General features: G+C 67.6%; 20 protein-coding genes. 12 read left to right on the top strand and 8 right to left on the bottom strand.

All coding sequences use genetic code 11. The features are described 5' to 3' along the window. Positions 1–3 precede the first annotated feature (3 nt). Positions 4–1005: a sugar phosphate isomerase/epimerase family protein gene (locus ABZ004_RS09395; RefSeq protein WP_355679311.1), complete on the top strand. Its 1002-nt coding sequence runs from the start codon at positions 4–6 to the stop codon at positions 1003–1005. 49 nt (positions 1006–1054) lie between these two features. Here the strand turns inward: ABZ004_RS09395 and ABZ004_RS09390 are convergent, their stop codons facing one another. From ABZ004_RS09390 to ABZ004_RS09380, 3 genes are all read right to left on the bottom strand, one after another. Continuing rightward, the gene (locus tag ABZ004_RS09390; RefSeq protein WP_355679310.1) at positions 1055–4546 is read right to left on the bottom strand and encodes a hypothetical protein; all 3492 of its coding nucleotides are present in this window, start codon (positions 4544–4546) and stop codon (positions 1055–1057) included. Positions 4547–5052: 506 nt separating this feature from the next. Further along, the gene (locus ABZ004_RS09385; RefSeq protein WP_355679309.1) at positions 5053–5562 is read right to left on the bottom strand and encodes an epoxide hydrolase; all 510 of its coding nucleotides are present in this window, start codon (positions 5560–5562) and stop codon (positions 5053–5055) included. Between the two features lie 26 nt (positions 5563–5588). Beyond that, positions 5589–6071, bottom strand: coding sequence for a pyridoxamine 5'-phosphate oxidase family protein (locus ABZ004_RS09380; protein ID WP_355679308.1), 483 nt, complete (start codon positions 6069–6071; stop codon positions 5589–5591). Positions 6072–6147: 76 nt separating this feature from the next. Here ABZ004_RS09380 and ABZ004_RS09375 point away from each other — a divergent pair, with 76 nt between their 5' ends. Next, on the top strand, positions 6148–8805 hold the full coding sequence (locus ABZ004_RS09375; RefSeq protein WP_355679307.1) for a LuxR C-terminal-related transcriptional regulator: 2658 nt from the start codon (positions 6148–6150) through the stop codon (positions 8803–8805). Positions 8806–9130: 325 nt separating this feature from the next. Here ABZ004_RS09375 and ABZ004_RS09370 read toward each other — a convergent pair whose 3' ends face one another. Further along, the gene (locus ABZ004_RS09370; protein ID WP_355679306.1) at positions 9131–10078 is read right to left on the bottom strand and encodes a DUF1996 domain-containing protein; all 948 of its coding nucleotides are present in this window, start codon (positions 10076–10078) and stop codon (positions 9131–9133) included. A 286-nt stretch (positions 10079–10364) separates the two neighbouring features. On the opposite strand from ABZ004_RS09370, the gene ABZ004_RS09365 reads away from it, so the two are divergent. Continuing rightward, positions 10365–12539, top strand: a complete 2175-nt coding sequence (locus tag ABZ004_RS09365) for a discoidin domain-containing protein (RefSeq protein ID WP_355679305.1) — start codon at positions 10365–10367, stop codon at positions 12537–12539. A 93-nt stretch (positions 12540–12632) separates the two neighbouring features. Next, positions 12633–13661, top strand: coding sequence for a LacI family DNA-binding transcriptional regulator (locus ABZ004_RS09360; protein ID WP_355679304.1), 1029 nt, complete (start codon positions 12633–12635; stop codon positions 13659–13661). A gap of 13 nt (positions 13662–13674) precedes the next feature. Here ABZ004_RS09360 and ABZ004_RS09355 read toward each other — a convergent pair whose 3' ends face one another. Next, positions 13675–14472, bottom strand: a complete 798-nt coding sequence (locus ABZ004_RS09355; RefSeq protein ID WP_355679303.1) for a hypothetical protein — start codon at positions 14470–14472, stop codon at positions 13675–13677. 66 nt (positions 14473–14538) lie between these two features. On the opposite strand from ABZ004_RS09355, the gene ABZ004_RS09350 reads away from it, so the two are divergent. From ABZ004_RS09350 to ABZ004_RS09335, 4 genes are all read left to right on the top strand, one after another. Beyond that, entirely contained in the window at positions 14539–15030 is a 492-nt protein-coding gene (locus ABZ004_RS09350) for a MarR family transcriptional regulator (protein WP_355679302.1), read from the top strand. A 74-nt stretch (positions 15031–15104) separates the two neighbouring features. Beyond that, on the top strand, positions 15105–15296 hold the full coding sequence (locus ABZ004_RS09345; protein WP_355679301.1) for a hypothetical protein: 192 nt from the start codon (positions 15105–15107) through the stop codon (positions 15294–15296). Further along, positions 15293–16081, top strand: coding sequence for a GNAT family N-acetyltransferase (locus ABZ004_RS09340; protein ID WP_355679300.1), 789 nt, complete (start codon positions 15293–15295; stop codon positions 16079–16081). Before ABZ004_RS09345 ends, ABZ004_RS09340 begins: the two co-directional genes overlap by 4 nt. A 28-nt stretch (positions 16082–16109) precedes the next feature. Continuing rightward, complete coding sequence (locus ABZ004_RS09335) at positions 16110–17054, top strand: LuxR C-terminal-related transcriptional regulator (protein WP_355679299.1); 945 nt, start codon at positions 16110–16112, stop codon at positions 17052–17054. On the opposite strand, the gene ABZ004_RS09330 is transcribed toward ABZ004_RS09335, so the two are convergent. After that, a complete protein-coding gene (locus ABZ004_RS09330; RefSeq protein ID WP_355679298.1) occupies positions 17051–17827 on the bottom strand; it encodes an SGNH/GDSL hydrolase family protein in 777 nt (258 codons plus the stop codon). The two genes, ABZ004_RS09335 and ABZ004_RS09330, sit on opposite strands and share 4 nt — an antisense overlap. A gap of 68 nt (positions 17828–17895) precedes the next feature. Between ABZ004_RS09330 and ABZ004_RS09325 the strand changes: the two genes are divergently transcribed. Beyond that, positions 17896–18324 carry a cupin domain-containing protein gene (locus tag ABZ004_RS09325; RefSeq protein ID WP_355679297.1) on the top strand — a complete coding sequence of 143 codons (429 nt, stop codon included), beginning with the start codon at positions 17896–17898 and terminating at the stop codon, positions 18322–18324. 49 nt (positions 18325–18373) lie between these two features. On the opposite strand, the gene ABZ004_RS09320 is transcribed toward ABZ004_RS09325, so the two are convergent. Together ABZ004_RS09320 and ABZ004_RS09315 are read right to left on the bottom strand one after the other, a co-directional pair. Next, the gene (locus tag ABZ004_RS09320; protein ID WP_355679296.1) at positions 18374–19195 is read right to left on the bottom strand and encodes a PHP domain-containing protein; all 822 of its coding nucleotides are present in this window, start codon (positions 19193–19195) and stop codon (positions 18374–18376) included. A gap of 3 nt (positions 19196–19198) precedes the next feature. Continuing rightward, on the bottom strand, positions 19199–19795 hold the full coding sequence (locus ABZ004_RS09315) for a nitroreductase family protein (RefSeq protein ID WP_355679295.1): 597 nt from the start codon (positions 19793–19795) through the stop codon (positions 19199–19201). A 46-nt stretch (positions 19796–19841) separates the two neighbouring features. Here ABZ004_RS09315 and ABZ004_RS09310 point away from each other — a divergent pair, with 46 nt between their 5' ends. The 3 genes from ABZ004_RS09310 to ABZ004_RS09300 all read left to right on the top strand — a co-directional run. Beyond that, positions 19842–22883 (top strand): hypothetical protein, encoded by a 3042-nt coding sequence (locus tag ABZ004_RS09310; RefSeq protein ID WP_355679294.1) that lies wholly within the window; start codon positions 19842–19844, stop codon positions 22881–22883. 145 nt (positions 22884–23028) lie between these two features. Further along, positions 23029–23832, top strand: coding sequence for a class I SAM-dependent methyltransferase (locus ABZ004_RS09305; protein ID WP_355679293.1), 804 nt, complete (start codon positions 23029–23031; stop codon positions 23830–23832). A 42-nt stretch (positions 23833–23874) separates the two neighbouring features. Further along, on the top strand, positions 23875–24647 hold a 773-nt coding region (locus ABZ004_RS09300), incomplete at its 3' end, for a DUF222 domain-containing protein (protein WP_355679292.1).

The raw sequence follows: 24647 nt of genomic DNA, 5'->3' as shown, positions 1-24647 counted from the left end.
GTGATGGCACGACCGATCACCCTGTTCACGGGCCAGTGGGCCGACCTGCCGTTCGAGGAGGTCGCCCGGCTCGCCTCGGAGTGGGGCTACGAAGGCCTCGAGATCGCCTGCTGGGGTGATCATCTCGATGTCCGCAAGGCGGCCGACGACCCGGCGTACGTCCGGAACCGGCTGGACATCCTGGAGAAGTACAACCTGAAGGTCTGGACGATCTCCAACCACCTGCTCGGCCAGGCGGTCTGCGACGACCCGATCGACCAGCGGCACCAGGCGATCCTGCCCGCGCACATCTGGGGCGACGGGGATCCGGAAGGCGTCCGGCAGCGGGCGGCCGAGGAGATGGCGACCACCGCGCGGGCCGCCCGGGCGCTCGGCGTGGACGTCGTCGTCGGGTTCACCGGGTCGTCGATCTGGAAGACGGTGGCGATGTTCCCGCCGGTGCCGCAGTCGATGGTGGATGCGGGCTACCAGGACTTCGCCGATCGGTGGAACCCGATCCTGGATGTGTTCGACGAGGTGGGTGTGCGGTTCGCGCACGAGGTGCACCCGTCGGAGATCGCCTACGACTACTGGTCGACGACCGCCACCCTCGAGGCGATCGGGCATCGCGAGGCGTTCGGGTTGAACTGGGATCCGTCGCACTTCGTCTGGCAGGACCTCGACCCGGTCGGTTTCCTGTGGGACTTCAAGGACCGGATCTACCACGTCGACTGCAAGGACGCGAAGCGCCAGGTCGGCAACGGCAGGAACGGCCGGATGGGCTCCCACCTGGCCTGGGGCGACCCGCGCCGCGGCTGGGACTTCGTCTCCACCGGCCACGGCGACGTTCCCTGGGAAGCCTGCTTCCGGATGCTCAACACGATCGGCTACACCGGCCCGATCTCGGTCGAATGGGAAGACGCCGGCATGGACCGCCTGGTCGGCGCCGCCGAAGCCTTGCAGTTCGTCAAGTCGCTGGCCTTCGACCCACCCACCGCGTCCTTCGACGCCGCCTTCTCTTCCTGACAAACGCCAAGGTGCGCCGTGGCTCGAGCCACGGCGCACCGGCGTACTGCTACTTGCCGATCTTGACCGACAAGGTGGTGCTGTTGTTCCCCGCGACCGGGTCACTGGTCGGTGAGCTGACCGCAGCCGAGGTGGTCACGACGCCCTTGTTTCCCTTCACCAGCAGGTGGATGTTGAACGACCAGGCCGCCCCCGAGGCGAGTGAGGTCGGTCGCGTGCAGGTCAGGACCTGTCCGGCCTTGGTGCACCCGGCGGTGTCGAACACGTAGACGGCGGCCTTGATGTCCGGCAGCCCGATCGTCACCTTCGGCGTTTGTGCGTCGGACGGGCCGAGATCGGTGACCGTCGCGGTGTAGATGATCGTCGCCGACGGCTTGTAGACGTCCTTGTCGGCGACCAGTGCCATCCGCAGATCGGCCGAGGTGCCGACCGTGGTCGAGGCCGAGGCGGTGTTGTTCGCCGGGACCGGATCGGGCGTCGACGAGGTCACCGTCGCACTGTCGGCGATCGAACCGGCCGGCGTGCCGGAGGCGACCCGGGTCGCGATGACGACCGTGGTCGGTCCGCTGACCGGAGCCATCGTGCCCAGCTGGCACTCGACCTGCTTGGACGGCGGGTCGACCGGGATGGTGACGAGGACACAACTGCCGGAGCCCGTCGTGATGGTCGCAGAGGTGAAGTCCACCGCCCCCGGCAGGACGTCGACGAGCTTGACTCCGGTCGCGGTCGACGGGCCCGCATTGCTGACGCTGACCGTGTACGTCAGCGGCCGGCCGGCCAGTACGGGATCAGGACTGTCCGTCGACGTGACCGACAGATCCGCCTGAGCTCCGACCTGGGTGGTGACGGTGTCGGTGTTGTTGCCCAGGTCCGGATCGGCCGTCGTCGAGGACACACTCGCGTCGTTGTGCATCGAGCCGGTGAACGACGAGTTGATCGTTGCCACGACCGTCATCGTTCGGTTGCCACCAGCAACGAGATTGCCGAGCGAACAGGTGGTGGGCTGCGACGAGTCACCCGGTACGCCGGCCGTGCAGCTGCCGCCGGTCGCGCTGACCGAGACGACACTGACCTGAGCCGGCAACACGTCCCGCACGACCACGCCGGTCGCGGTCGACGGTCCGCTGTTGGAGACGACAGTCGACCAGGTGATCTGGCCGCCCGCTGTTGCCGATGCCGGAGCGGTCTTGTCGAGGCTCAGGTCCGCCGAACCGACGATGTGCAACGTGTCGGAGGCGGAATTGTTCGAGCCGTTGGGATCGACCGTGCCGGCGCTGACGGTCGCGGTGTCCGCGATGTCCTGCGTGTCGTTCGCGCTCTCCCGTACGACGACGCTGAGCTGCTGCCCGGACGCCATATCGCCCAGCGTGCAGGTCACCTGCGCGCTGCCGGACTGGTCACCGGCGGGCGCGGTGCACCCTGGCGAGGTGCTGGACACCTGGAACGTTCCGCTCGACATCACGATGTCGCTGACGTTGACCGCCCGGGCGATGGCCGGGCCGTTGTTCGTCACGGTGATCGTGCACGGGTACGCCGTACCGGCAGCCGCTGCGCCATCCGGCAGGCAGTTCTTCGCGACCGCAAGATCGGCCCGCCCGGTTGCCGACGAGTACGCGTCCAGAACGCCCGCACCGAAGGCGTTGTCCGGCCCGGTGGGCAGACGATCGGTCGCGTTGGCAGTCAGGACCGCCGTCATCGCCGAGGGAGTCAACGAACCTGGTCCGCCGGCCGCATCGAGCACGAGGGCTGCGACACCTGCTGCGCTGGGCGTCGCGGCCGACGTACCGAAGAAGCGGCAGTCGCCCTGCGTCGCGGCTGGGCAGGAGCCCGCGCCGAATCCACCTGCGCCGCTGACGGAGACGCCGTCGGCAGAGGTGTAGGTGGGTGCGAGCTTTGTCCGGCCGCCGCCACCGGCGACACTCTGGTTGCTGCCCGCAGGTCCGGTAGCCGGGCATGGGTACGACGCGGAGCAGACGGTGGTGCTGATTAACGAGACCGGCCCCTGGCCGCTGAAGCTTTCCAGGCCGACGGTGGTCGGGTTCTGGCTGCCGCCCGCGTTGACCGCTCCGGCCGAGGTGGCCAGGTCGGTGTAGTTGCTGTCAGGGTTCAAGGAACCCGCGTTGCCGGTGGCATCGACCGCGGCACTGGCACCGTTGTTGTCGCGCCAGCGCAGGTCGATCGTCGGCGTGCCTTTGGCGCCCGTGGAACCGGTGACGTTGACGACCAGCTTGACGGTGGCCGCGGTAGCTGCACCGTTGGTCCAGGTCGTCTGCTCGAGCGTGTCTCCGCTTCCTCCGCCCTGAGTCGCCGTACTGGTGGCCAGGCAGGCGGTGGCGGTCGAGTTCACGACGTACAGGTCGAGGTTGGTGAAACCACCGGCACCGGCCGTCGGGAAGATGGCTCGCGGTTCGCTCCACTGCAGGCTCGGCCTGATGGTCTCGCCCGGCCCGACGGTGATGTCGAACGTGGTGTCGGCGCCGTTGAAGGCCACCGTGTTGGTGGGCGCGACGGTGCAGCCGGTGGGCGACTGTCCGTCCGGGCCGGCTCCCGTGCCGGTGGCCTGCACCCGCGGTACGTGGTTGTTGTTGAGGTTGCCGGCCGACGAGGTGACCCAGACGCCGGAGGCGCCGAGGATCTCGCCGTTCACCGCCGCGAGACCCTTCTGGAAGGCGGGCTCGCTGTCGAACGGGATGTCCTCGGTGAGGATGTCGATCCCGGCTGCCGCGAGTGCGTTCTGAGCAGCGACGTGCTGGCTGACTCCGCTGCCGGTCGCGTGGAAGAGCAGGTCGGCGCCGGGCGCCATGTCGTGGACGATCTCCAGCATCGAGGTGCCTTCGTCGCCCGACCCGGTGGCCTGGTTGGTGACTCCTGCCGGCAGGTCCCCGCTGGCCTGGGCCGTCGCGAGGTTGCTGACTCCGTCGGAGATCACGCCGACGGACACGCCGGTGCCGTCGAAGCCGAGTGCCTGGGTGGCATCGGCCCGGTGCAGCGCGACGCCTTCGCTGAGGAAGCTGCCCGCGTCCGGCGGCAACGACTCGGTCGGCCTGAGTGCCGCGACCCAACCGAGCGCGGCGACGTCGGCCACATGGTCGTACGGAACCAGTGCCCGGAAGACACCGGCATTCGGCAAGGCCTTCACCCGTTGGGGTTTCACCCATTGGTCCGACCCGCTGAGAACCTGTACGCCGAGGCGCTGTAACTCGGCTCGCTCCTTGCCGCCGACCCGGGCGACGGCGTGCACCTCGAGGTCGAGGTTCGCGGCCGCGTCGACGCTGACGAGTTCATCGCTGAGGGTCGCGCGTTGCTTGGCGTCCAGGCGATGTGAAGCGCCGGCGGCTTTGCCGACACCGGTGATGCGCTGGCTGACGATCGAGGGGATCTTGGCCGACGGCGGCGTCCCGGCCGCAGCGGCAACCGTCGTACCGGCCATGCTGACCGCCATCGGCTGTGCTTGCGCCAGACCGGCGCCCAAACTCATGAAGGCCAAGACGCCCAGACCCGCCGCGGCGCGCCGGATCCGGGCATGACTGTAGTAACTCATTGCTGGTTCCCCCTCTGTCTCCCCTGTGCTTCCCCGTCACCCCAGCACCGGCCCCCAGACCCAGCTACTTTGTGACGGTGCTCGCACCACCGGAACCTGTCAAGGCCTCGGTGGTGCCTGAATGGGGTTTCGAGCAACTAATTGCCCGATCGGGCAAATCAGCGAGCAGAGGTGAAGAACGTTCGCATATCGCCGGCGAGCAGCTCCGGCGTCTGCAACGCAGCGAAGTGGCCGCCCGTCCCGTATTCCGCGAAGTGCGTGACGTTGTGCTCGCGCTCGGCCAGTGTCCGGGCAGTCGAGTCGCCCGGAACAGGTCAGGGTCACGGTGTCGAGGATCTTGTCGTCGTCGATCGCGCCGACGTGGTGTCCGTAGTCGTCGAACCATTCGAGGTTCCAGGCGAGCTGGCCGATGGGGGAGTCCGCCAGCGCATAGGCGAGTGTCTGCGGGCGGGTGCTTTGGATGGACGCGTAGCCGGAGCGCTCCTGTTGCCAGCGGTCCAAGCCGGCTAGTCGCTCCCGATCAGCCTTGGGCAGGCGTGTACGCCGTACCGGCTGTAGCCGAGCTCTTCCATCAAAGTTGTCCACGCAGCCGCGATCCGGTCGACGTCCCAGCCGGTGGCTGTGGTCGGGCCGGAAAATCCGAAGCCGGGGATGCTCGGGATCACCAGGTGGAAGTCGGTGAGCTGCTCGGCGACCTGCAGGAAGTCGGCGCCGGATCCGGGCCACCCGTGAGTCAGCAGCAGCGGGATGGCGTCAGGCGCGGCGGAACGCAGGTGGAAGAAGTGAACCAGCTGCCCGTCGATCTCAGTCCGGTACTGCGGGAGCTCGTTGAGCCGCTCCTCAAACGCTCGCCACCGGTACGCCGTACGCCAGTACTCCGCGAGCTCTCGAAGTCGCCCGAGCTCCACGCCGTACGACCACCCAGCCTTCAGCTGATCCGGCCACCGCGCGGAGTCGAGTCGGTGGTGCAGATCATCCAGTGCGTCCTGCGGGATCTCGATGGTGAACTCGTCCATTTCGTCAACGCTAGAAGGTGAAGCGGTCAGGTGCTGAACTCTGCTGTGTCGGATCGCAACGGGAGGTCGACGGGGATGCGGAGGTCGGGGCCGTCGTCCGCGAGGAGGACGGAGGCTTCTACGGCGTGGGCGCGGTAGAGGCGGAGGGGGTTCGGAGGTTGGAGGTGTTGAGGGGTGAAGTAGGTGAGTTCGGGGAGGCCTCTGCGGTAGATCTCGGTGCAGCGGGTGAGGTCTGACAGGGCTACCTGCTCGGCGTGCGCGGTGAGGTAGACGGCTTCACCGGTGAAGAGCGGTCGGCGGGAGTCGAAGATGACGATGGCTACCTCGGGGCGTTCGGTCAGGTTGCGGGAGTGGCGGCTGTCCGGGCGGGAGACCCAGTAGAAGTCGATGCCGTCGTCGGAGGTGAAGGCGACCGGTGATGCCCACGGGTGTCCGTCGCGGTCGGCGGTGGCCAGGGTCAGGTAGCTGTTGGTGGCGATGATGCGGTGGGCTGTGTCTTGAGGTGTCATGGGGCCAGCGTCGTACGGGCGGCGGGGTACTGGCATCCGTGGTCACCACGGAGATTGAGGCCGTTAGAGTGCGGGAGTGGAGTGGCGAGAGCTGGTCTCGGCGCGTGAGGCCGAGGTGCTGGCGGCGATTCGCGGGCACCAGTCGAACGCGCAGATCGCTGCTCAACTACACCTGTCCGTCCGCACCGTAGAAAGCCACGTCGCCTCCCTCCTCCGCAAAGCCGGCGTCCCCGATCGCCGCACCTTGGCGGCCCTCGCAGAAAACCCGCCTAACTCAGGTTTGCCCGAGTTTCCTACGTCGTTTGTCGGGCGGGCGGAAGAGTGTGCTGCTGTTGCCGAGGCGCTCGACAGTGCCCGGTTGGTGAGCCTGGTTGGAGCCGGCGGGATGGGCAAGACCCGGTTGGCAGTGGAGGTGGCCGCGAGCCTGACCGAGGACGCTGTTTTCGTGGACCTCATACCGGTGCGCGCAGGCGGTGTAGGCCAGGCGATCGCGCAGACGCTCGGCGTCGTCGAACGACCACCCGGTACGCCGGTCGACGCGGTGATCGACCGACTGCGAGCACAACAGACCCTGCTGGTGTTGGATAACTGCGAACACGTCATCGCCGAAGTCGGCGCTCAAGTCGCCCGAATCCTGCAGTTGTGCCCGCAGACCACGATCCTCGCGACCAGCCGCGAACGGCTCGCCGTCCCAGGTGAGCGACTGCTGCAGGTGCCGTCGCTCGGCACCGATGCTCAGCGCCTCTTCCTGGATCGGGCGAGGTCGGTCGATCCCGATCTGATCGCTGATCCGGCGGCGGTCGAGCGGCTCTGCTCGGCGCTCGACGGGATGCCGTTGGCAATCGAGCTGGTAGCCGGCCGAACTGCGTCGCTGGGTGTGGACGGTGTCGGTGCGGCGCTCGACGACCTCCTGCGTCTGATCTCCGGCGGACGCGGCCCGGACCATCGGCATCATTCACTAGGCGACGTGATCGGCTGGAGTCTCGACCTGCTGACAGACGAGGAGCGCCTACTGTTCCGCCGGCTCGGGGTGTTCGTTGGCGGCTTCGACCTCGACGCCGTCACAGCACTCAACCCGGAACTGAGCATCGGCGCGGCCGCCGATCTCCTAGGCAGACTGGTCGACCGAAGCCTCGTCGTACTGCGCCGCGTCGGCCCCAGCACCCGCTGGTCCCTCCTGGAAACCATCCGAGCCGTCGCCCTCCACCAACTCACCACAAGCGGCGAAAACATCCACCCCCGCTACCTCCAATGGGCCGCCAACACAGCAGCCCAGTTGGAAGCACGCCTCGCCGAGCTCTCCGCCGCCGAGTTCGACGCAGTAGCCAGCGACCTCAGAAACGCTCTCTCACAAGCCACATCAACCAGTACGGCGTATCGGTTGGCTAGGTCTCTTGCTCGGTTGAGTTTTGGGCGGGGGTTGGTGGTGGGTGCTCGGGAGTTGTACTGCGTGGCAGCTGAGCTGGCTCCGGATTCGGGGGTTGCGGCGGAGGATCTGGCGGCGGGTGCATCTGTTGCGCTGGCGATCTCTGATGGGATGAGCGCGTTCGAGTTGTTGATGCGGGCGGCGGGTCGGGCGGAGGCGGCGGGGGATCGGGTGGCTCAGGCGAGGGCTCTTGCTTCCGCGGTGGTGGCGGCCAGGCGGTTCTCGATGTCGTTCAGCGATCCGGTTCCGCAGGATCGGCTGCTGGCATTGTCTGCGGAGGCGTCCGCCTTGGGCGCGAGCGATCCCCGATCCGTGGCGTTGCTCGCGATGGCGAAGGCGTGGGTGTCGGGGCAGACACCACTCGCCCCGGATCTGGAGTTGTCGCGGACCGCGGTGACGGCTGCCCGGCGTACGGGAGATGCCGCCTTGGTCCTGGGGGCGCTCGATGCCCTGGGTACCGCCTTGGCCAACGCGGGGGAGTTGCGCCAGGCTCATCGGTTGTCCGACGAGCGGCTCCGGTTGGCCGCTGGCGCATCCCGGTTCGAGCCGGCGGTCGCGGCTGAACTGGTCGACCTGTTTCATGTCGCGTCGACCTCGGCGCTCGCGGCGGGGGATCTGCCGGCTGCCGCCGCGATTGCCGAGCAGGCTGAGCGCGACGGCCCGAGTACGCACCCCGCCATCGTCGCGCCGCGGTTGATCCGCCTCCACGGTCTGTCCGGTCGCTTTGACGAAGCGCTGGTTCAGGCGGACGTGTTGTGGGACGGCTGGTTGACCGCCACGACAGCGGGGCCGGAGTCCGAGCTCTCCTCATTGCGTGGCGACTGGCCGTCGTCCGCCGCCGCGATCGTCGCGATGGTCCACGGCCTCCGTGGCGACATCCCACGCTTCGAGGAGTGGCGCTCCCGTGCCCGCCGGATGGCAGGCGTGGACAACGCCGCCGGCTCCCTGGGCCTAGCAGCCCCGGCAGCCTTTGTCGACGCCCGAGTAGCAATCCAGACCGGCCAGTACGCCGACGCCGCGGGGCTGGTAGCTGCTGCTTTTGCAGCGTTTCCGGAGAAGTGGTGGTTTGCGTATGCGCATGCTGCAGGAGCCGAGTTGGCGGTGGTCGCGGGATTGCCGGACGCCGGTGAACGGCTGGTAGAAGCGGAATCAGCTGCGGTCGAGAACGATTGGGCCGCAGCCTGCCTATTGCGTGCGAAGGGCCGTCAGGCCGGAGACCCGAGGTTGATTGCCGAGTCGGCAGCAAGGTGGGAGCAGCTCGGTGCTCAGTTCGAGCTCGCCGTCACACTGCAGCTGGTCTTTCAGTAGTGAGCACGGATGTGCCATCGGGCGGTGGCGGCGAGGCTTGTGAACAAGCCCGCTGAGCGGGACACAGGCCGCAGGAGGAAGTGATGGGAACGGTTGCTGTTGGGATGTCTATGTCGCTGGACGGGTTTGTGACTGGGCCACATGACAGTCGGAAGAATCCGTTGGGGGAAGGGGGCGAGATTCTGCACGACTGGATCGGGCCGAAGGCTACTGCGGCCGATCGCGTCGTCGGGGCCGGCAGTGGTGTCACCCATCTCCGTTACACCGTCAAGAAGTAGATGCCTGTGGTGCTGGACCCTGCTCATGTCCAGCACCACAGGGGTCTTTAGAGGGTTGGGATGGTCGGGCGGCCGGGGAGGCGGTAGTTGTCGCCGAGGACCTGTCCTCGGTCAGGCTTGTAGAGGTCGAAGCCCTTGCTGTTGCACTGCAGGCCGCCATTGATGCAGTGGCTCACCAGGGCAGCGAGCGTGGGCGGGTCCCACGCGTTGAAGAAGTCGTAGTGCCACGTGTAGCCAGGACCACTCGCGAACCTGATGCCGGTCATGTCACCGCTGGCCTCGAACGAGATCTTGAACTCGAGCATCGGTACGGCGACCGGGTGGTCGGCCGGGCAGACCAGGTTGACCGGATAGGCCATGTGGCTCTTGTGGTCGGGGGAGTCCAGGTTCACGCCGTCCCAGCAACTCGGAGCCTGGTAGCGGACGTTGACCTGAGTCCCCGGCGTGCAGTAGCTCGGGAAGTCCCAGCTCTTCGAGATATCACCGCACTCGAAGCCCTCAACTGCGCCAGGGGAGTTCTTGAACTGGTCCAGCGTCGCGCTCGGGCTGCCGACGACGAACCGGATCCCGGCCGGGAAGGGACGGACGTCCTGGTACCGCAGGATGCCCGACTTGTAGTAGATGGTCTGTCGCCAGGTCTGCGGCACCGGGGTGTTGCCACGGAACATCGTCGGCCACCAGTACGCCGACAGGTCGTCGGGGTTGAGACAGGTGGTCTGGCCCGCGCCGGCCGCGTTCAGACTGTTGAGCGTGGTGGCAGCGTTCGTCGTGGCGTTGCCGACGAAGCTGTGTTCGTGCGAGGCGCCCGGCATGTTCGGGAACACGATGGGGTCGTTGGTGGCGCGGTGGTGCAGATTGCAGTTGACCTGGAACTCGTGGTGCGTGACCAGATCGTCGGCCTGCGCCGAATTGCCGGTCGCGGCCGTCAGCAGTGCGGCCAGGGTGAGGGCGGCGATGCCGCCGGCGGACAGGGCTTTCTTCCTTTTCGTGAACACGGAGCTCCTCCTGTCGGGGGATTCCGCGGGGCGGTGGACCCGCGGTGCGGACACATCGCGGGAGAGCGCTCTCTGGAACAGCCTCATCCGCGCCCCTTCCGGTGTCAAGAGCCGCGCGGTTCCGGAACCGGCTGAGCGTGACGAGGCGTTGACAAGCAGGCAACCCAGCCGTAACCATCAGCTCACGAGAGAGCGCTCTCTGATCTCTCGGCCACCGGCACCCGCCCCCGTTCACCCGCCGGTCGCTGTGCCGTTCCGCCCCATGCACACAGCGAGGAGTACCCCGATGAATCTCGTGACAAGTCACGACCGGCCGCGCGCCCGAAGTCGCAGCCGGCGTGTCCGTTCGGCGATCGCGGCCACCGTCGCCGCCGCCGTCGTGCTGCTCGGCAACGTCGTCCCGGCCCACGCGGCAACCCTGCTGTCACAGGGGAAACCGGTGACCTCGTCCGCCGACGAAGGCGCCGGTACGCCGGCCGCCGCGGCCGTCGACGGCAACCTCAACACCCGCTGGTCGACTCCTTTCAGCGACCCGCAATGGCTCCAGGTCGACCTCGGCGCGTCCGCCGACGTGAGCCAGATCGTGCTGAGATGGGAAGCGGCCTACGCAACGGCGTACCGGATCGAGGTGTCCGGCAACGCGCAGAACTGGACCCCGATCTACAGCACTACGACGGGCCATGGCGGCACGGAGACGCTCAACGTGAGCGGCAACGGCCGGTATGTGCGCTTCTACGGCACCCAGCGCGTCGGTGGCTACGGCTACTCGCTCTGGGAGTTCCAGGTCTTCGGCACGGGCGGCGGCAGTGGTCCGCAGCCGGGTAACGGAACCGTGCACGTCGGCGGAAGCCAGGGCAACTGGCAGCTGCTGGTGAACAACGCACCCTTCACGATCAAGGGCCTGACCTGGGGTCCGCCGGCCAGCGAGGCGGCTCAACGGCTCCCCGAACTCAAGTCGATCGGCGTCAACACCGTCCGTACCTGGGGGACGGATGCGAGTTCCAAGCCGCTCTTCGACGCAGCGGCCGCGAACGGTATGCGAGTGATCGCCGGCTACTGGCTCCAGCCTGGTGGTGGGCCCGGTAGCGGTGGCTGCGTCAACTACGTCACCGATACGACGTACAAGAACAACATGCTGGCAGAGATCCAGCGCTGGACGACGGAGTACAAGGACAACCAGGGCGTGCTGCTCTGGAACGTCGGCAACGAATCAGTTCTCGGCATGCAGAACTGCTTCTCCGGAACCGAGCTGGAGAACCAGCGGATCGCCTATGCGCGCTTCGTCAACGACGCGACGCGTGCCATCCACGCGATCGACCCGAACCACCCGGTCACTTCGACCGATGCCTGGACCGGGGCCTGGCCGTACTTCAAGCAGTACACGCCGGACCTCGACCTGCTCGCGGTGAACTCGTACGGCCACATCTGCCAGGTCAAGCAGGACTGGATCAACGGTGGCTACAACAAGCCGTACATCGTCACCGAGGCCGGACCTGCCGGCGAGTGGGAGGTGCCGAACGACGCCAACGGAGTACCGAACGAGCCCACGGACATCCAGAAGCGTGACGGCTACCTGCAGGCCTGGAACTGCATCACCGGGCATGCGGGCGTTGCACTTGGCGCCACCTTGTTCCACTACGGCACCGAGAACGACTTCGGCGCCGTCTGGTTCAACCTCACACCCGCCGGTGAGAAGCGGTTGTCCTGGTACGCCGTACGCCAAGCCTTCGGTGGCCAGCAGGGCGGCAACACGGCCCCGGTGATCAACAACATGACACTGTCCCGTACGACGGATGTCCCGGCCGGCGGGACGATCTCGGTGAACGTCAACGTGACCGACCCTGACGGGGACGCGCTGACCCACGAGTTCAAGGTCGGCGGGAAGTACATCGACGGCAGTGGTGCCCTGGTGGGTACGCCGTCGAGCGGGAACGGGCCGTTCACGGTGACGGTGCCGCAGCGGCTCGGGGTCTGGAAGCTGTACGACTACGTCCGCGACGGACACGGCAACGTGGGGATCGAAACCCGGTCGTTCCGGGTCGTCGCCCCGCCGGTCACGGGCACCAACATCGCGCGGGGCAAGGCGGTGACGGCTTCGTCGTACCAGCAGAACGGCAACGGCGCGCCGTATCCGCCGTCGAACGTGACCGACGGGAACAACGCCACCCGCTGGGCCAGCGACTGGTCGGACCCGCAGTGGATCCAGGTGGATCTGGGGTCGGTGCAGTCGTTCAACAAGATCCAGCTGATCTGGGAGACCTCGTACGCGCGGTCGTACCGGATCGAGGCGTCCGACGACGGCACCAACTGGCGTCCGGTCTACAACACCACCGACGGCAACGGTGATGTCGACGACCTCGCCGGCGCGGCGGGTTCGGGCCGGTACGTGCGGCTGACCGGCACCCAGCGCGGAACCGGCTTCGGCTATTCCCTTTACGAGTTCGGCATCTACAAGAACTGAATCTCCAAGACGTCCGGCGGTCGTGGCAGCGGCCGCCGGACCTGTGGACAACGGACAGGGGAGACGGCGTTGACCGAGATACGATCCGGTGCCATGAGCACGAAGTCTGCGAATCGCGAGCCCACCTTGGTCGATGTGGCCAAGGTGGCCGGTGTTTCGCGGGCGACCGCGTCCCGGGTCATCAACGGCGTCGCCACGGTCGACCAGGCGATGGTGAAGGCCGTCCAGGAGGCGGTCAAGGTCACCGGCTACACGCCGAACTCGGCGGCCCGGTCGCTGGTGAGCGGCAAGACCGGCTCGATCGCCTTGGTGCTGTCGGGTTCGGACGGTTCGGCCGAGCAGGTCTTCGGCGATCCGTTCTTCGGCCGGATAGCCGGCGGAGTGGTCAAACACCTCAGTACGGAAGGGATTCATCCGTTACTGGTGCTGGCCGACTCCGACGAAGCGCGCGCCAAAGCCGTCGCCTTCGTCCGCAAGGGCGGCGCCGATGGTGCGTTGTTGGTGTCAACGCATGCGGATGATGCGCTCCCTGGACAGTTCGTCGAGGAAGGCCTGCCGGCGGTGCTGTTCGCCAGACCTGGCCGGCCGACACCGATCAGCTTCGTGGATCTGGATCATGACAAAGGTGCCGCGCTGGCCGCCGAGCGTCTGGTCGGCCGCGGCTGCCGCAACGTCGCCACCATCTCGGGTCCCTCGGCGGTGCTCGCCGCCCGGGACCGCGAGCAGGGTTTCCGGCAGGCGATGGCGCAGCACGGCCGCCCGTACGTACCCGTTGCCATCGGCAACTTCACTCGGGAGAGCGGTGAGCTCGCGATGATGCGGCTGCTGCGCGACCACCCCGACCTGGACGGAGTCTTCGTCGCGAACGACCTGATGGCCGAGGGAGCTCTTCAGGTACTGCGCGATCACGGTCGCCGGGTGCCCGAGGACGTCGCCGTCGTCGGCTTCGACGACAGCCTGCCGGCCCGCCAGGCCGAGCCCGGCCTGACAACCATCGCCCAGCCGCTGGAGGAGATGTCCGCCGAAATGGCCCGCCTCCTACTGGCCCGAATCGCCGACCCCACCATCGAACCCACGTCGGTCATCTTTGCTCCTCGCTTGGTGGTCCGGCAGTCCGCCTGATCCGGTCGGGGAGTCAGGCGAGCAGAGCGGCGGTTTGGGTGGTGATCCAGGGGAGGTTCACTTGCTTCGACCAGCGGTTGATCTCGGTGGCGAGGGTTGCTGCGCCGGCCGGGTTGCCTTCGTCTTTGGTGAGGACGGCGAGCAGAGCCTGCTGGGCGAGGGAGCCGAGGAGGTGGCCGATCTGCTGGCGGAGTTCGGTGGAGCGTTCCCAGTGGGCGCGGGCGAGTTTCAGGTCGCCGGCGGTGTGGGCGTGATCGCCGAGATGCCTTAGTGCCAAGGAGATCAGGAGTTTGTCGCCCGAGCGTTCGCCGAGCTCGAAGGCTGTGGTGTAGAGGCGGAACGCCTCCCCGGGCTCGATCAGGAGGTTGTCGGCGATCACCCCGCCGTAGAACGCCGCATGCCCGGCTCGGGAGTCGTCCGGCGCTGTCGCGCTGAGCGCGGCAGCCTCCGCAGCCAGCCTCTTACTCGCATCGCGATCGACTACGCCGTCCTCCTCGGCTTCGCGCAGGTTCGCCAGAGCTGAGCCGTAGGTCTTGCGGAGGGTCAGCATCGCGAGATCCCAGCGGAGGGTCTCGTCGGGGGAGTCGGTGAGCGCTTTCTCGAAGCGTTCGAGGGCAGGTCCGGCGGTGTCCTGCGCCTGGGCGAAGTCCTGGTCGACGGCGACCTCGGCCCGGAGAGCGGTTACGGCTAGCTGCTCAGCAGGATCGGCCGGGGTGACGGCCTCGAGAAGGTCTGCCGCATCGGCCCAGCGGCCGGATCGCATCAGGCTGGTGGCGGAGTGGAGCACGGCGGAGAGCGCGATCTGAGTCATGCCGGCAGAGTATTTCGACGTCGAAAGGTTTGACAACAAAGCTTCAGCGGCCGAATACTTCGATCCGTGAAAGATGCGATCGACCACCACATCGACCTGTGGGCCAAGGAACTGCCCGAGATGGATCTCCGGGTGGAGGGGATCTCGACCCGGCTGCACGCCTTGGCGAAGTACCTCGACCGACGGCGGGACGCCGTGCTGGCGGGACACGAGTTGCAGTGGTGGGAGTTCAAGACGCTGCACATGCTCCGCCGCGGCGGTTCGCCGTACCGGGCGACCCCGGGGCAGCTGGCGACCCAGCTCAATCTCTCACCGGCGACCCTGACGAACCGGCTGGATACCTTGGTACGCCGTGGGTACGTCGTCCGCGAGCACGACCGCGACGACCGGCGCAAGGTCGTCGCCATGCTCACCGACGAAGGCCTCAAGGTCTGGCAGCAAGGTGTCGGCGAGATCTCCCGGGTGGAGGAAGACCTCGTCCACGAACTCGGTGAGCAGGAGCAGGACGAGCTGATCGTCCTCCTTCGCAGACTGGTCCTGGCCACCGAGCGAGGGTGATGTCAAGATCGGCCGATCGGCTCCGACGTCCCAGCAAAGGCCCGAGAAGGGCCACCTGGACGGAGGACGGACTGATGGACCAGATGAGCCTGCTCGTGACCCGCAAGGGCGTCGCCGACGACATCCGCCGGAAGACCTCGTACGACGAACCGTCGAAGACAGCGCGGATCACCTGCCGCCGCGCAGTACTGAACCTGCTCCGGCGGACAGTGATGACAAAAACATCTACGCCGGCACCCCGGGGTCGTGTCAGAGTCCTCGGGTGACTGATACGAACAAGGCGGCCGTCCTGCTGGCGGCGTACGACGATCAACTGCGCGGCGGCTCCGAAGCAGCCGATGTGCCGACCAGTACCGACGGCCCGGTGATCCGGGTCGAGTACCCGAATCGCGGGTTCGTGAGCTACCGATCGCTCGAGGGCGTCGAGGATCTGGACGGGCTGATCGCGCGCCAGCGCGACTACTTCGCGGCGAAGAACCAGCCGGTCGAGTGGAAGACCCGGGGCCACGACCTCCCCGCGGATCTGACCGACCGGCTGACGGCCGCCGGGTTCGTTCCGGAGGAGCGCGAGACGGTGGTGATCGCGGAGAGCGCGGACATCGTCGACCGGCTCCAGGGGCGGGACCAGGTCGACGGCGTCACCATCCGGCGTACGGCTGAAGAGGCCGACTTCAAGCGGATCGCGGCGATGGAGTCGACGGTCTGGAACGCGGACTGGTCCTGGCTCACCGATGACCTGGTACGGCGGCAGGCGACCGGGCTGACCGACATCTTCGTCGCGGAAGCCGATGGCGAGGTGGTCTCCGCCGCATGGGCCGTCTACAAGAAGGGCACCGACTTCACCGGGCTGTGGGGCGGCTCGACCTTGGAGGAGTGGCGGGGCAAGGGGATCTACAAGGCGCTGGTCGCGGCCCGCGCCGCGCGGGCGGTGGAGCTCGGCTACAAGTACCTCCAGGTGGATGCCTCCGACGACAGCTCGCCGATCCTGCAGCGGCTCGGCTTCCTCCCGGTCACCACGACCACGCCGTACGTGTTCACGCCGCAAAGCTGATATGCCGCAAAGCTGATACACAGGAGGGATGCAGCAACTCCGCGCGCTGGGGATCTCGGCCGAGGCCGAGGCGATCTACCTCGACCTGATCGCGCGCGGAACGCTCGGTGTCGACGAGGTCGCCGTCCGTCATGGCGACGACCTCGACGGACCGCTCGGGGAGCTGGCCGCGGTCGGGTTGATCGAGTGGTCCGGCGGCAAGGTGCAGCCCCAGCCGCCGCACCTGGCGATGGAGACGCTGGCGCAACGGCGTACGAGAGACGCTGAACTGGCCCGGGAGAGCGCATCCTTGCTCTCCGAGCTGTGGACTGCCGGGATCGGGCAGCAGACGTACGTCGAACTACTACCGTCGGGCGAAACCGCACGGGCCGTGCTCAACTCGGTCCAGATCGACGCTCAGCAACAGGTCCGGGCGATGACGGTCGGCAACCTCGCATCGCCGGATCATCAGATCGTCGACGGACTGTTCGAGGCGCTGGCGCGCGGGGTCGGGTACGAGGTGATCTACGGGACGCAGGTGCTGCAGGATCCGGCCGCGCTCCGGATGGTGCAGCAGTGCGTCGACGCGGGGGAGCAGGCACGGGTCTTCCCGCAGGTGCCGCTGAATCTCACCATCGTCGACGACCGCTGGGCCTTGGTCTCTGCCCGTACGACGGTCGGCGAGATCACCAGTACGGCGGCGATGGTCGTGCACCACTCACCAATCCTGGCCGGCCTCGTCGGAGTGTTCGATGCACTGTGGCGAATGGCGGTGCCGATCACCAGTGGCACCGAGACAAGTGGTGCGCCCGCGTTGGAGACCAAGCGGCTGCTGACCTATCTGAGCGCCGGCCTCACCGACGAGTCGATCGCCCGCGAGTTCGGCGTCAGCGAACGGACGATCGCGCGCAGGATCAGCCGGCTGCAAGAGACCCTCGGCGCGCAGACCCGCTTCCAGCTAGGCGTCCAGGCCTCTCGCCAGCATTGGCTCTAAGCGCCCAGATGCTTCACGATCAGGTCCGCGACGGCTCGCATGCCCGCCTCGTTCGGGTGATAGGGCGCACCGCGGAGGCTGAAGCCGGTCGTCCAGGGCTCGGCGGAACCGACGGCGTGGTCGAGGCTGGCGGCCGATGCGGCGATCAGTTCGGCACCTGATCGCTCGGCCGCCGTCGCGAACGCGGCAGCAAGACCTTCGGCCATCGTCACGACACTCGGCAACTGTTCTTCATTGAGCGGTACGTCGAGCCGCGGCCGCGTCGCCGGTCCGGCGACCGTGAGGTAGTCGACCAGCAGGATCCGGCTGGCCGGAGCGCGCTCCCTGATCCTCTCAACCACGTCGACCAGGGAGTCCGCCGCCGCGTCGTACGACGCCTGGTCCTTCAGATAACTCACCCGGGCCCGGATCCGGTTGCCGAGTCGCTTCGCCACCAGGCCGACCGGCCGGGCCAGCGTGTTCATCATGCTGCCGCGGATGAAGGTGCCGATGTAGTCGAGATCGTTGCCCCCGGCAGTCACCGTGACCAGCTTCGTTTCGGGGCCGACGGCATCGATCTGCGGTGGGGCACCGTCCTGTGGTTCGGACAGCAGGTTCGCGGTGGTCGCACCGGAGTACGTCACGTCGTGCAGATCGAGTTCGAGCGCCTCGGCGACCAGGTGCGCGTAGTTGCGGCCCGATCGCCCCGAAGCCTTGTCGAGCCGGGGCTCGACTCCGGGGCCGGCGGCAAACGAACTGCCCAAAGAGACATAGCGACTGCCAGGTGAGATCACCGCACCGAAGATAGCGGTTCTGCTGCCAGGATGGACCGGTATCCCATCCAGAGTGAAAGGAACTACTCATGCGTGGAGCGACTCGGGGACTGTTCGCCGGCCTGGCCGCGGCCGGTCTGGCGCTGATCCCGGTCACCGCCGAGGCGACCCCCGGTTCCGGTGTCACGGGGACGATCCTGGCCCAGACGACGGTCGGCGGGAAGGACTACATCCTGCGCGAGGTCACCATCGCGCCGGGCGGGAAGACCGGCTGGCACTACCACGACGGCACGCTCTACGCCTACGTGAAGCAGGGCACGCTGACCCACCCGGACGCTGACTGCAAGGCCACCGTCTACAAGGCCGGCGCCGCCTTCGTCGAGCCCAGCGGCAAGGACCACGTGCACATCGGCCAGAACCTCGGCACGACGCCCGTCGTCCTGGAGGTCCTGTACGTCGACCCGGCCGGCAGCCCGTTGTCGGAGGATGCGCCCAACCCGGGTTGCCCGTTCGAGTAACCCGCCGTCGTGCTGGAAGGGCAGACCTGGCTACCCTTCCGGCACGACTTCAGCTCCAGGGATCTTCGGGCTTCGCGCCTGGTCCGAATCCCACTGATTCCGCCAAAGCAGCGGCCTCGCGCAATCCCAGCCCGAGCGCCTCCGGGGTATGCGCATCACTGCCGAAGGTCACCCGTCGCCCACCCTCCTCACGCCACCAGCGCAGGATCGTCGGATGCAAAGGGACGCGTGTGTTGATCTCGAGAACGCGCTCTCCGGCGGCCAGCGCCTGCAGCGCGTAGCGCAGCTCCTCCTCGAAATCGCCCGGCTCGAACGCCTCACTGCCGCCGGGCCACGACCGCACCGGATAGTCGATGTGCGCGAACACCTCGAACGCGTCCGACCCATTCACCATCCGCGGGATCTCGGTCAGGTACTCGCGGAACACCTCATCGGCCGGCTGATGCGGGAACAGCTCCCAAGGTTCGGCGTACACCTCGCCGTCGAGCAGGCAGTGCAGTGAACCGATCACCCGCTCGAAGGTGCCCTGGGCAAGGAGACCGGCGACCTCGGCGACCTGCAGATGCGGTTGCCCGACCTCCATCCCGGTCAGGATCCGCAGCTCCGGATACTTCGCGCGGCACTTCTCGACGGACTCCTGATAAGCAGCGACGTCGAGCATGGTCGCGGTGAGGATCCCGTCGGTGACCAGATGGCCGAACTGCTCGGCGAGGAAGCCGGCCCGGAACGGCGTGAAGTCGACATGCTCGGTGAAGGACACCGCCGGTACACCGAGTTCGATCGCCCGCGCGCAGGTCGCCTCCATGTTGCCGACGTGGGCAGCGTCCCAGGAGAACTGGCTGTGGACGTGACCGTCAGCCGGAAGCCCCATGTCTCACGCGGTCCAGCGGGACCGGTGGATGAGCTCCGTCATCGGCTTGCGCCGCTTGCTGAGGTCGCGCGGCGGCTCGTCGGAGTACCCGATGGAGACCGCGCCGATCGGCTTGAAGTTGTCCGGTACGCCGAACTGCTCGCGGTACGTCGGGATGGTCTCCACCTCGAGGCCGAAGAAGCACGCGCCGAGTCCCGCGTCGACCGCGGTCTGCAGGATCAGCAGGGCCGCCATCCCGGCGTCGACATCCCAGTACGGCACCGGCCACCAGTCCTCCGCCCGATCGTCGTGCCCCTTGTCGGGCTCGGCGTACCGGTCGAGGTAGGCGTCCTTGTTCGAGTGCACCACGATCAGCAGTGGCGCCTGGACGTTCGCCGCGAACCACTTGTCCGCGTCTTCGGCCGGCGTCGCGGCGGTCCGGAACCGGGCGATGTCTTCTTGAGTGTCGAGCACCAGGAACCCGAATCCCTGCGCGAAGCCGGCCGACGGGGAGCGCAACGCGTTCTGCAGGATCCGGTCGACCACCTCCGGCGGGACCGCCCGCTCAACGTCGTACTTGCGAACCATCCGCCGCCGCTTCACCACATCTTGAAAGTCCACCCGGCCACCTTAGGCGTCGTTCGGTGGCACGGGCATACTCCTCGGGGTGGATGACGTCTTCGGGACTGCAGCGATACGCGAACGGGTACTGACCGCCTGGGCCGCCGCGCCCGTGCGGTTCCGGGAGGACGCCAACGCCGAGGAGGACTTGGCACTCGGCGGCTACCTCGACCGGGTGGTGGTCGAGCTGGCCCAGAACGCCGCGGACGCGGCCGCGCGATCCGGCGTACCGGGGCGGGTGCGGTTCTCGTTCCGCGACTCGACACTGGTCGTCGCGAATACCGGTACGCCGTTGTCCGCCGAAGGAGTCGAGTCGCTCGCCACGCTGCGCGCGTCGGCGAAGAGTGAGGACTCGGCGCACGGGGCTCGGGGCGCTGGATCGGTCGGGCGGTTCGGGGTGGGCTTCTCGGCGGTGCTGGGAGTCAGCGACGAACCGGTGATTCTGTCCCGGACAGGTGGCGTCCGGTTCTCTCGCGCGGACAGCGCCGCGGCGGTCGCGGCCCTCGGCTCGGCTGGGCTTTCGGACGAGGTCCGGCGACGCGACGGCCAGGTGCCCGTACTCCGGTTGCCGTTCGAAGCCGACGGAGAACCGCCGGAAGGCTACGACACGGCGGTGATCCTGCCACTGCGCGACGAGGCCGCCACCGAGCTCGTACGCCGGTTGCTCGGCGAGGCCGATGACGCGTTGCTCCTCGCCCTGCCGGGACTCGAGCGGATCGAGATCGATGTCGAGGGGGGAGAACGGGTTCTCACCGACGCCGAGTCGCGGTGGTACGTCGTACGGGCCGGTGGGACGTTTGACGAGAACGACAGAGAGCGGTTGCTGGCGGATCGGCCGACCGAGGAGCGGTGGCGTCCGCACTGGTCGGTGCTGTGGGCGCTGCCGCGTGACCCGCTGGGCGTCGTACCGCGGACGGTGCATGCGCCGACGCCGACGGACGAGCCGTTGTCGCTGCCTGCGTTGCTGTTGGCAACCTTTCCGCTGGATCCTTCGCGGCGGCATGTTGCTGCTGGGCCGTTGACCGACAGGCTTGTCCAGGAAGCGGCTTCCGCGTATGCGGGGTTGTTGCGGAAGCGTGCCGAGGACGGCGCGTCCGTGCTGCCTCTGGTGCCTGTCGGGCTGGCTGCGGGCGGACTCGATCGTGCTGTGCGGGAGGCGATTCTTGCCGTTCTGCCGACGACGCCGTTGCTCAGGGCGGTTGAGGATTCCGCCTTGCTGGCGCCGCGCTCGTCCGTAGCAATCGATGGGTCTGATGACGCATTCAACAGTGTGATGGCTCCGTTGGTGCCGGGCCTGATTGCGTCGCCTCGCCAGGATCGGACTGCACTGGATGCTTTGGGCGTTCGGCGGTTGGAGCTTGCTGAGCTCGTCGACCAGCTGGGTTCGGCCGGCGAGGCGCGGTCGCCGGAGTGGTGGCGGGAGATCTATGGAGCGCTCTCCGGGATGGTCACGGATGCGCTGCTGCGGGAGCCTCTGGGTGCCTTGCCTGTTCCGCTCGCCGATGGGCGGCTCGTTCGCGGGGTGCGGGGCTTGCTGCTGCCTGGACACGAGTTGCCGGCCGAGGTACTGGCTGTCTTCGGCGAGTACGGCGTACGGGTGGTCCATCCGGATGCGGTGCACGAGACGCTGGAACGACTCGGCGCGCTGCCCACGACGCCACACGCGTTGCTGGCCGACAACGCCGTACGGGTCGCCGTTGAGCACTCCGGCGAGGCTGATGATCCGGAGACGATCGCGGACGCCGTACTGACTGTCGTCGCCGCGGATCCTTCCCAGGCGGATGGTCTTTGGTGGCTGTCGGACCTCGTACTACGGGACGCCGAAGGCGAACTCGTCCCGGCCAACGCACTGGTGATTCCGGGCTCCGCCGCTGCTGACGTGCTGGACGACGAGGAGGTCGCGCCGATCTCCCAGGCTGTCGTGGATCGGTTCGGAATCCCTGCTCTCGAAGCGATCGGCGTACTCAACTCGCTGGGAACCGTTGCTGCGTCCGATGTCGTGCTCGACGACCTGCCGGAGTCACTGGCTGACCTCGACGGGATCGAGGACTGGGCGTACGACGTGGCGCCGGGTGGATCGAGGCTCGGCGCAACGGTGGGGGAGCTGCTGGCGATCCGCGACCTCGACTGGGTCGTTGACGATGCGTGGCCGCAGGTGCTGTCGATGATCGGGGATTCGCCGGAACTCCGCCAGGCGCTGGTGGAGCCGGTGCGGGTCGTCGGACCGGATGATCGAGCGGTCGGCGGACCGTCGTACGCGGCCTGGTGGATCAGAGAACATCTCTTCCTCCCCGATGGCTCACCGCTTGCCGGCCGCGCGGATCCCGAGGCAGACCCGGACCTCGCCGCCTTCCTGGACGAAGCCCCCGAGTGGGTCCTTGCCTTGGACCCGGAGATCCGCACCGCGATCGGGCTGGTCCGCGCCGTCGGCGACCTGGAAGCCGATGGCGTCGCCCAGGTCCTCACCCGACTGGCAGACCCGGCCCGGGAGGTTGGTGAGAGCGCACTCCTCCGTCTCTGGAACCACCTCGGTCAACTCACCGTCTACGCCCCGGATCCGCCCACCCACCTCCGGGTCCTCACCGCCGAAACCGAGGACCCAGAAGAGCCACGTACTGCGATCGTCGCCGCGGGGGAGGCCGTCGTCGCCGATGCGCCGATGTGGCTGCAACGCCCGGACCTCGGCGGTTTCGTCATCGCGTGGGGTGTAGTCGCCGACGGACTCGGTGACCTGCTGGATCTACCGATGGCCCAAGAAGTTGCCGAAGGCAAGATCACCAGCCCCGGCACCGAGGCCGGCGTACCGGCGATCGTCCGCGAACTCGTCCCTGAGACCCCCGCCCTGTGGTGGGAACACGACGAACTCACCGTCGACGGCACCGAAGTCTCCTGGTGGGTCACCGAATCCGGCGAACCCCACGCCGCCACCTTCGACGGCCTCGCCAAAGCCCTCGCCTGGTCCGCCGCCCGCTGGGACCAACGCCACGTCATCCAAGCCATCCTCACCGACCCGGCCCGAGCCTCCGAACTCCTCATCGACGCCGCCTTCGACCTCCACACCACCAACAACGACCACCCCAATACCTAACCGCCGCCCTCCCAGAAACGCAAAGAACAAAGACAAAGAAGAGAAACAGTCAGAGGGGTTGTCAGTCGGCTGGCGTGGGTGCGCCAGTGACCGCCCGTTCTGTATCTCCAGGAGGACGGCTGGCGTCCGGTCATACACTGCCTGAATGTCCGGTCGATACTACGAAGCGGAACATATGGCCGCGTACGAGCGCCTTCGTCGCGAAGGCCTGAACCTATGGAACGACCTGCACACACGCGATACAGGCGGATACGAGGACTTCCAGGCCCGTGATTTCCTGGATCGCGCGCTGCCGACCGGCGAGCAGGCCCACGGCCGGCGGGTACTTGAGTACGGCTGCGGCACAGGCGCGGCCGCCTGCTTCCTTGCTCAGCGCGGCTTCCAGGTCGACGCTGTTGACCTTGTGCCGGACGCCATCGCGGTAGCCCGCCAGCTCGCCGAGGCGCGCGGCCTGGAGATCCGATTCGCCGTGCAAGACATCTGCAAGTGGCCGGATGCCGACGACCACTTCGACTATGTTCTCCTCCAGTCCATAGTTACAGAGGTCGACCGCGGCAACGTCCTGGCGGGCGTGCACCGTCGGCTCCCACCTAATGGCCGGTATCTGATCAGCACCGCGATGTATGAACCCGGCCGCGTCTACGGCGACGATGACCACTATGACCCGAGGACCGGCATCGTCTGGGCCCCAGAGCCAACCCAGGTCACCGATTCGGTCCGATTCGGCAGCTCCTGGTACATCCCGAACCGCCGTCACCTGACGGTCGAGGCCCTGCGGACCGAACTGGAGCGCCACGGCTTCCGGATCATTGAGCAGTCCGGGCAGTTCGGCGGCGAACTCATTTGTACGCCGGCGGCCGCGCCAACCGCCCCGCCCCCCGCCAACCCCCGAGCCCCGCTCCGCCTGTGCTCCGTCGCCGCGCATCGCCGGTTGAGCGAAGGAGGCTGATCGGATTGCCCATCTACTACGTAATGTAGTAGTATCGAACACATGTTCGATACTGATCTCAATGAACTCGACGCCCGGGCGACGCTCGCCTCGGCGGCTCGTCTTCATGAGCAGCGCGTCGAGATCGACCTCGCGCTGATCGAACACGCCCTGCATTTCGCCGACCTGCATCCCGATCCCGCCGGGTTGGATGGTGGTCATGTGCCGCCTCCGGCTCCTGGGCGAGAACGCGGGAAGGTGTATGGCGGTGCGGGGTGCCCGGCGGTGGCGGAGTTTGCGCCGGCGGAGTTCGGTGCGGTGATCGGGAAGGGGAAGTACGCGGCGGCGCATTACCTGGGTCAGGCGCTGGCGTTGCGGCACCGGCTACCGCTGACCTGGGCGCAGGTCCGCGCCGGTCAGGCCACGGAGTGGAAGGCCCGCCAGGTCGCCACCGCCTGCGACGGTCTGTCCGAGCAGGCGGCCGCGCTGGTCGACGAGCGCGTCGCGCACATCCTCGACACGCTGACTCCGCTGCGCGTCGAGCGGATCGTGCGGACCGCGAAATGGCAGGCCGATCCCGAGGCAGCCCGTGCGGAGGCCGAGGAGAAGGCCCGCGAGCGAGGAGTGTGGCCGGGCCGCACCGATGATCACGGCACCACCACCTTGTTCCTGCGCGCCGCGACCGGCGACGTGATCCGTTTCCACGCCACCGTCAACCAGGTCGCCGATGCCCTGGCCGCGCTCGGCGATACCGACCCGATCGACGTCCGCCGCGCCAAGGCCGTCGGCATCATCGCCGACCCCGCCCTGACCCACCGCCTCCTCGAAGTAGCCCA

The sequence above is a fragment of the Kribbella sp. NPDC006257 genome (assembly GCF_040613535.1).
Lineage (GTDB): Bacteria > Actinomycetota > Actinomycetes > Propionibacteriales > Kribbellaceae > Kribbella.
The sequence above is the reverse complement of the archived record's forward strand: the minus strand, read 5'-3'. Positions and strand labels throughout refer to the sequence as shown.

Excerpts from the sequence above, each read along its gene's own strand:
- ABZ004_RS09395 (WP_355679311.1), top strand. The coding sequence starts at position 4 with ATGGCACGACCGATCACCCTGTTCACGGGCCAGTGGGCCGACCTGCCG.
- ABZ004_RS09390 (WP_355679310.1), bottom strand. The coding sequence starts at position 4,546 with ATGAGTTACTACAGTCATGCCCGGATCCGGCGCGCCGCGGCGGGTCTG.
- ABZ004_RS09385 (WP_355679309.1), bottom strand. The coding sequence starts at position 5,562 with ATGGACGAGTTCACCATCGAGATCCCGCAGGACGCACTGGATGATCTG.
- ABZ004_RS09380 (WP_355679308.1), bottom strand. The coding sequence starts at position 6,071 with ATGACACCTCAAGACACAGCCCACCGCATCATCGCCACCAACAGCTAC.
- ABZ004_RS09365 (WP_355679305.1), top strand. The coding sequence starts at position 10,365 with ATGAATCTCGTGACAAGTCACGACCGGCCGCGCGCCCGAAGTCGCAGC.
- ABZ004_RS09360 (WP_355679304.1), top strand. The coding sequence starts at position 12,633 with ATGAGCACGAAGTCTGCGAATCGCGAGCCCACCTTGGTCGATGTGGCC.
- ABZ004_RS09355 (WP_355679303.1), bottom strand. The coding sequence starts at position 14,472 with ATGACTCAGATCGCGCTCTCCGCCGTGCTCCACTCCGCCACCAGCCTG.
- ABZ004_RS09345 (WP_355679301.1), top strand. The coding sequence starts at position 15,105 with ATGGACCAGATGAGCCTGCTCGTGACCCGCAAGGGCGTCGCCGACGAC.
- ABZ004_RS09335 (WP_355679299.1), top strand. The coding sequence starts at position 16,110 with ATGCAGCAACTCCGCGCGCTGGGGATCTCGGCCGAGGCCGAGGCGATC.
- ABZ004_RS09325 (WP_355679297.1), top strand. The coding sequence starts at position 17,896 with ATGCGTGGAGCGACTCGGGGACTGTTCGCCGGCCTGGCCGCGGCCGGT.
- ABZ004_RS09320 (WP_355679296.1), bottom strand. The coding sequence starts at position 19,195 with ATGGGGCTTCCGGCTGACGGTCACGTCCACAGCCAGTTCTCCTGGGAC.
- ABZ004_RS09305 (WP_355679293.1), top strand. The coding sequence starts at position 23,029 with ATGTCCGGTCGATACTACGAAGCGGAACATATGGCCGCGTACGAGCGC.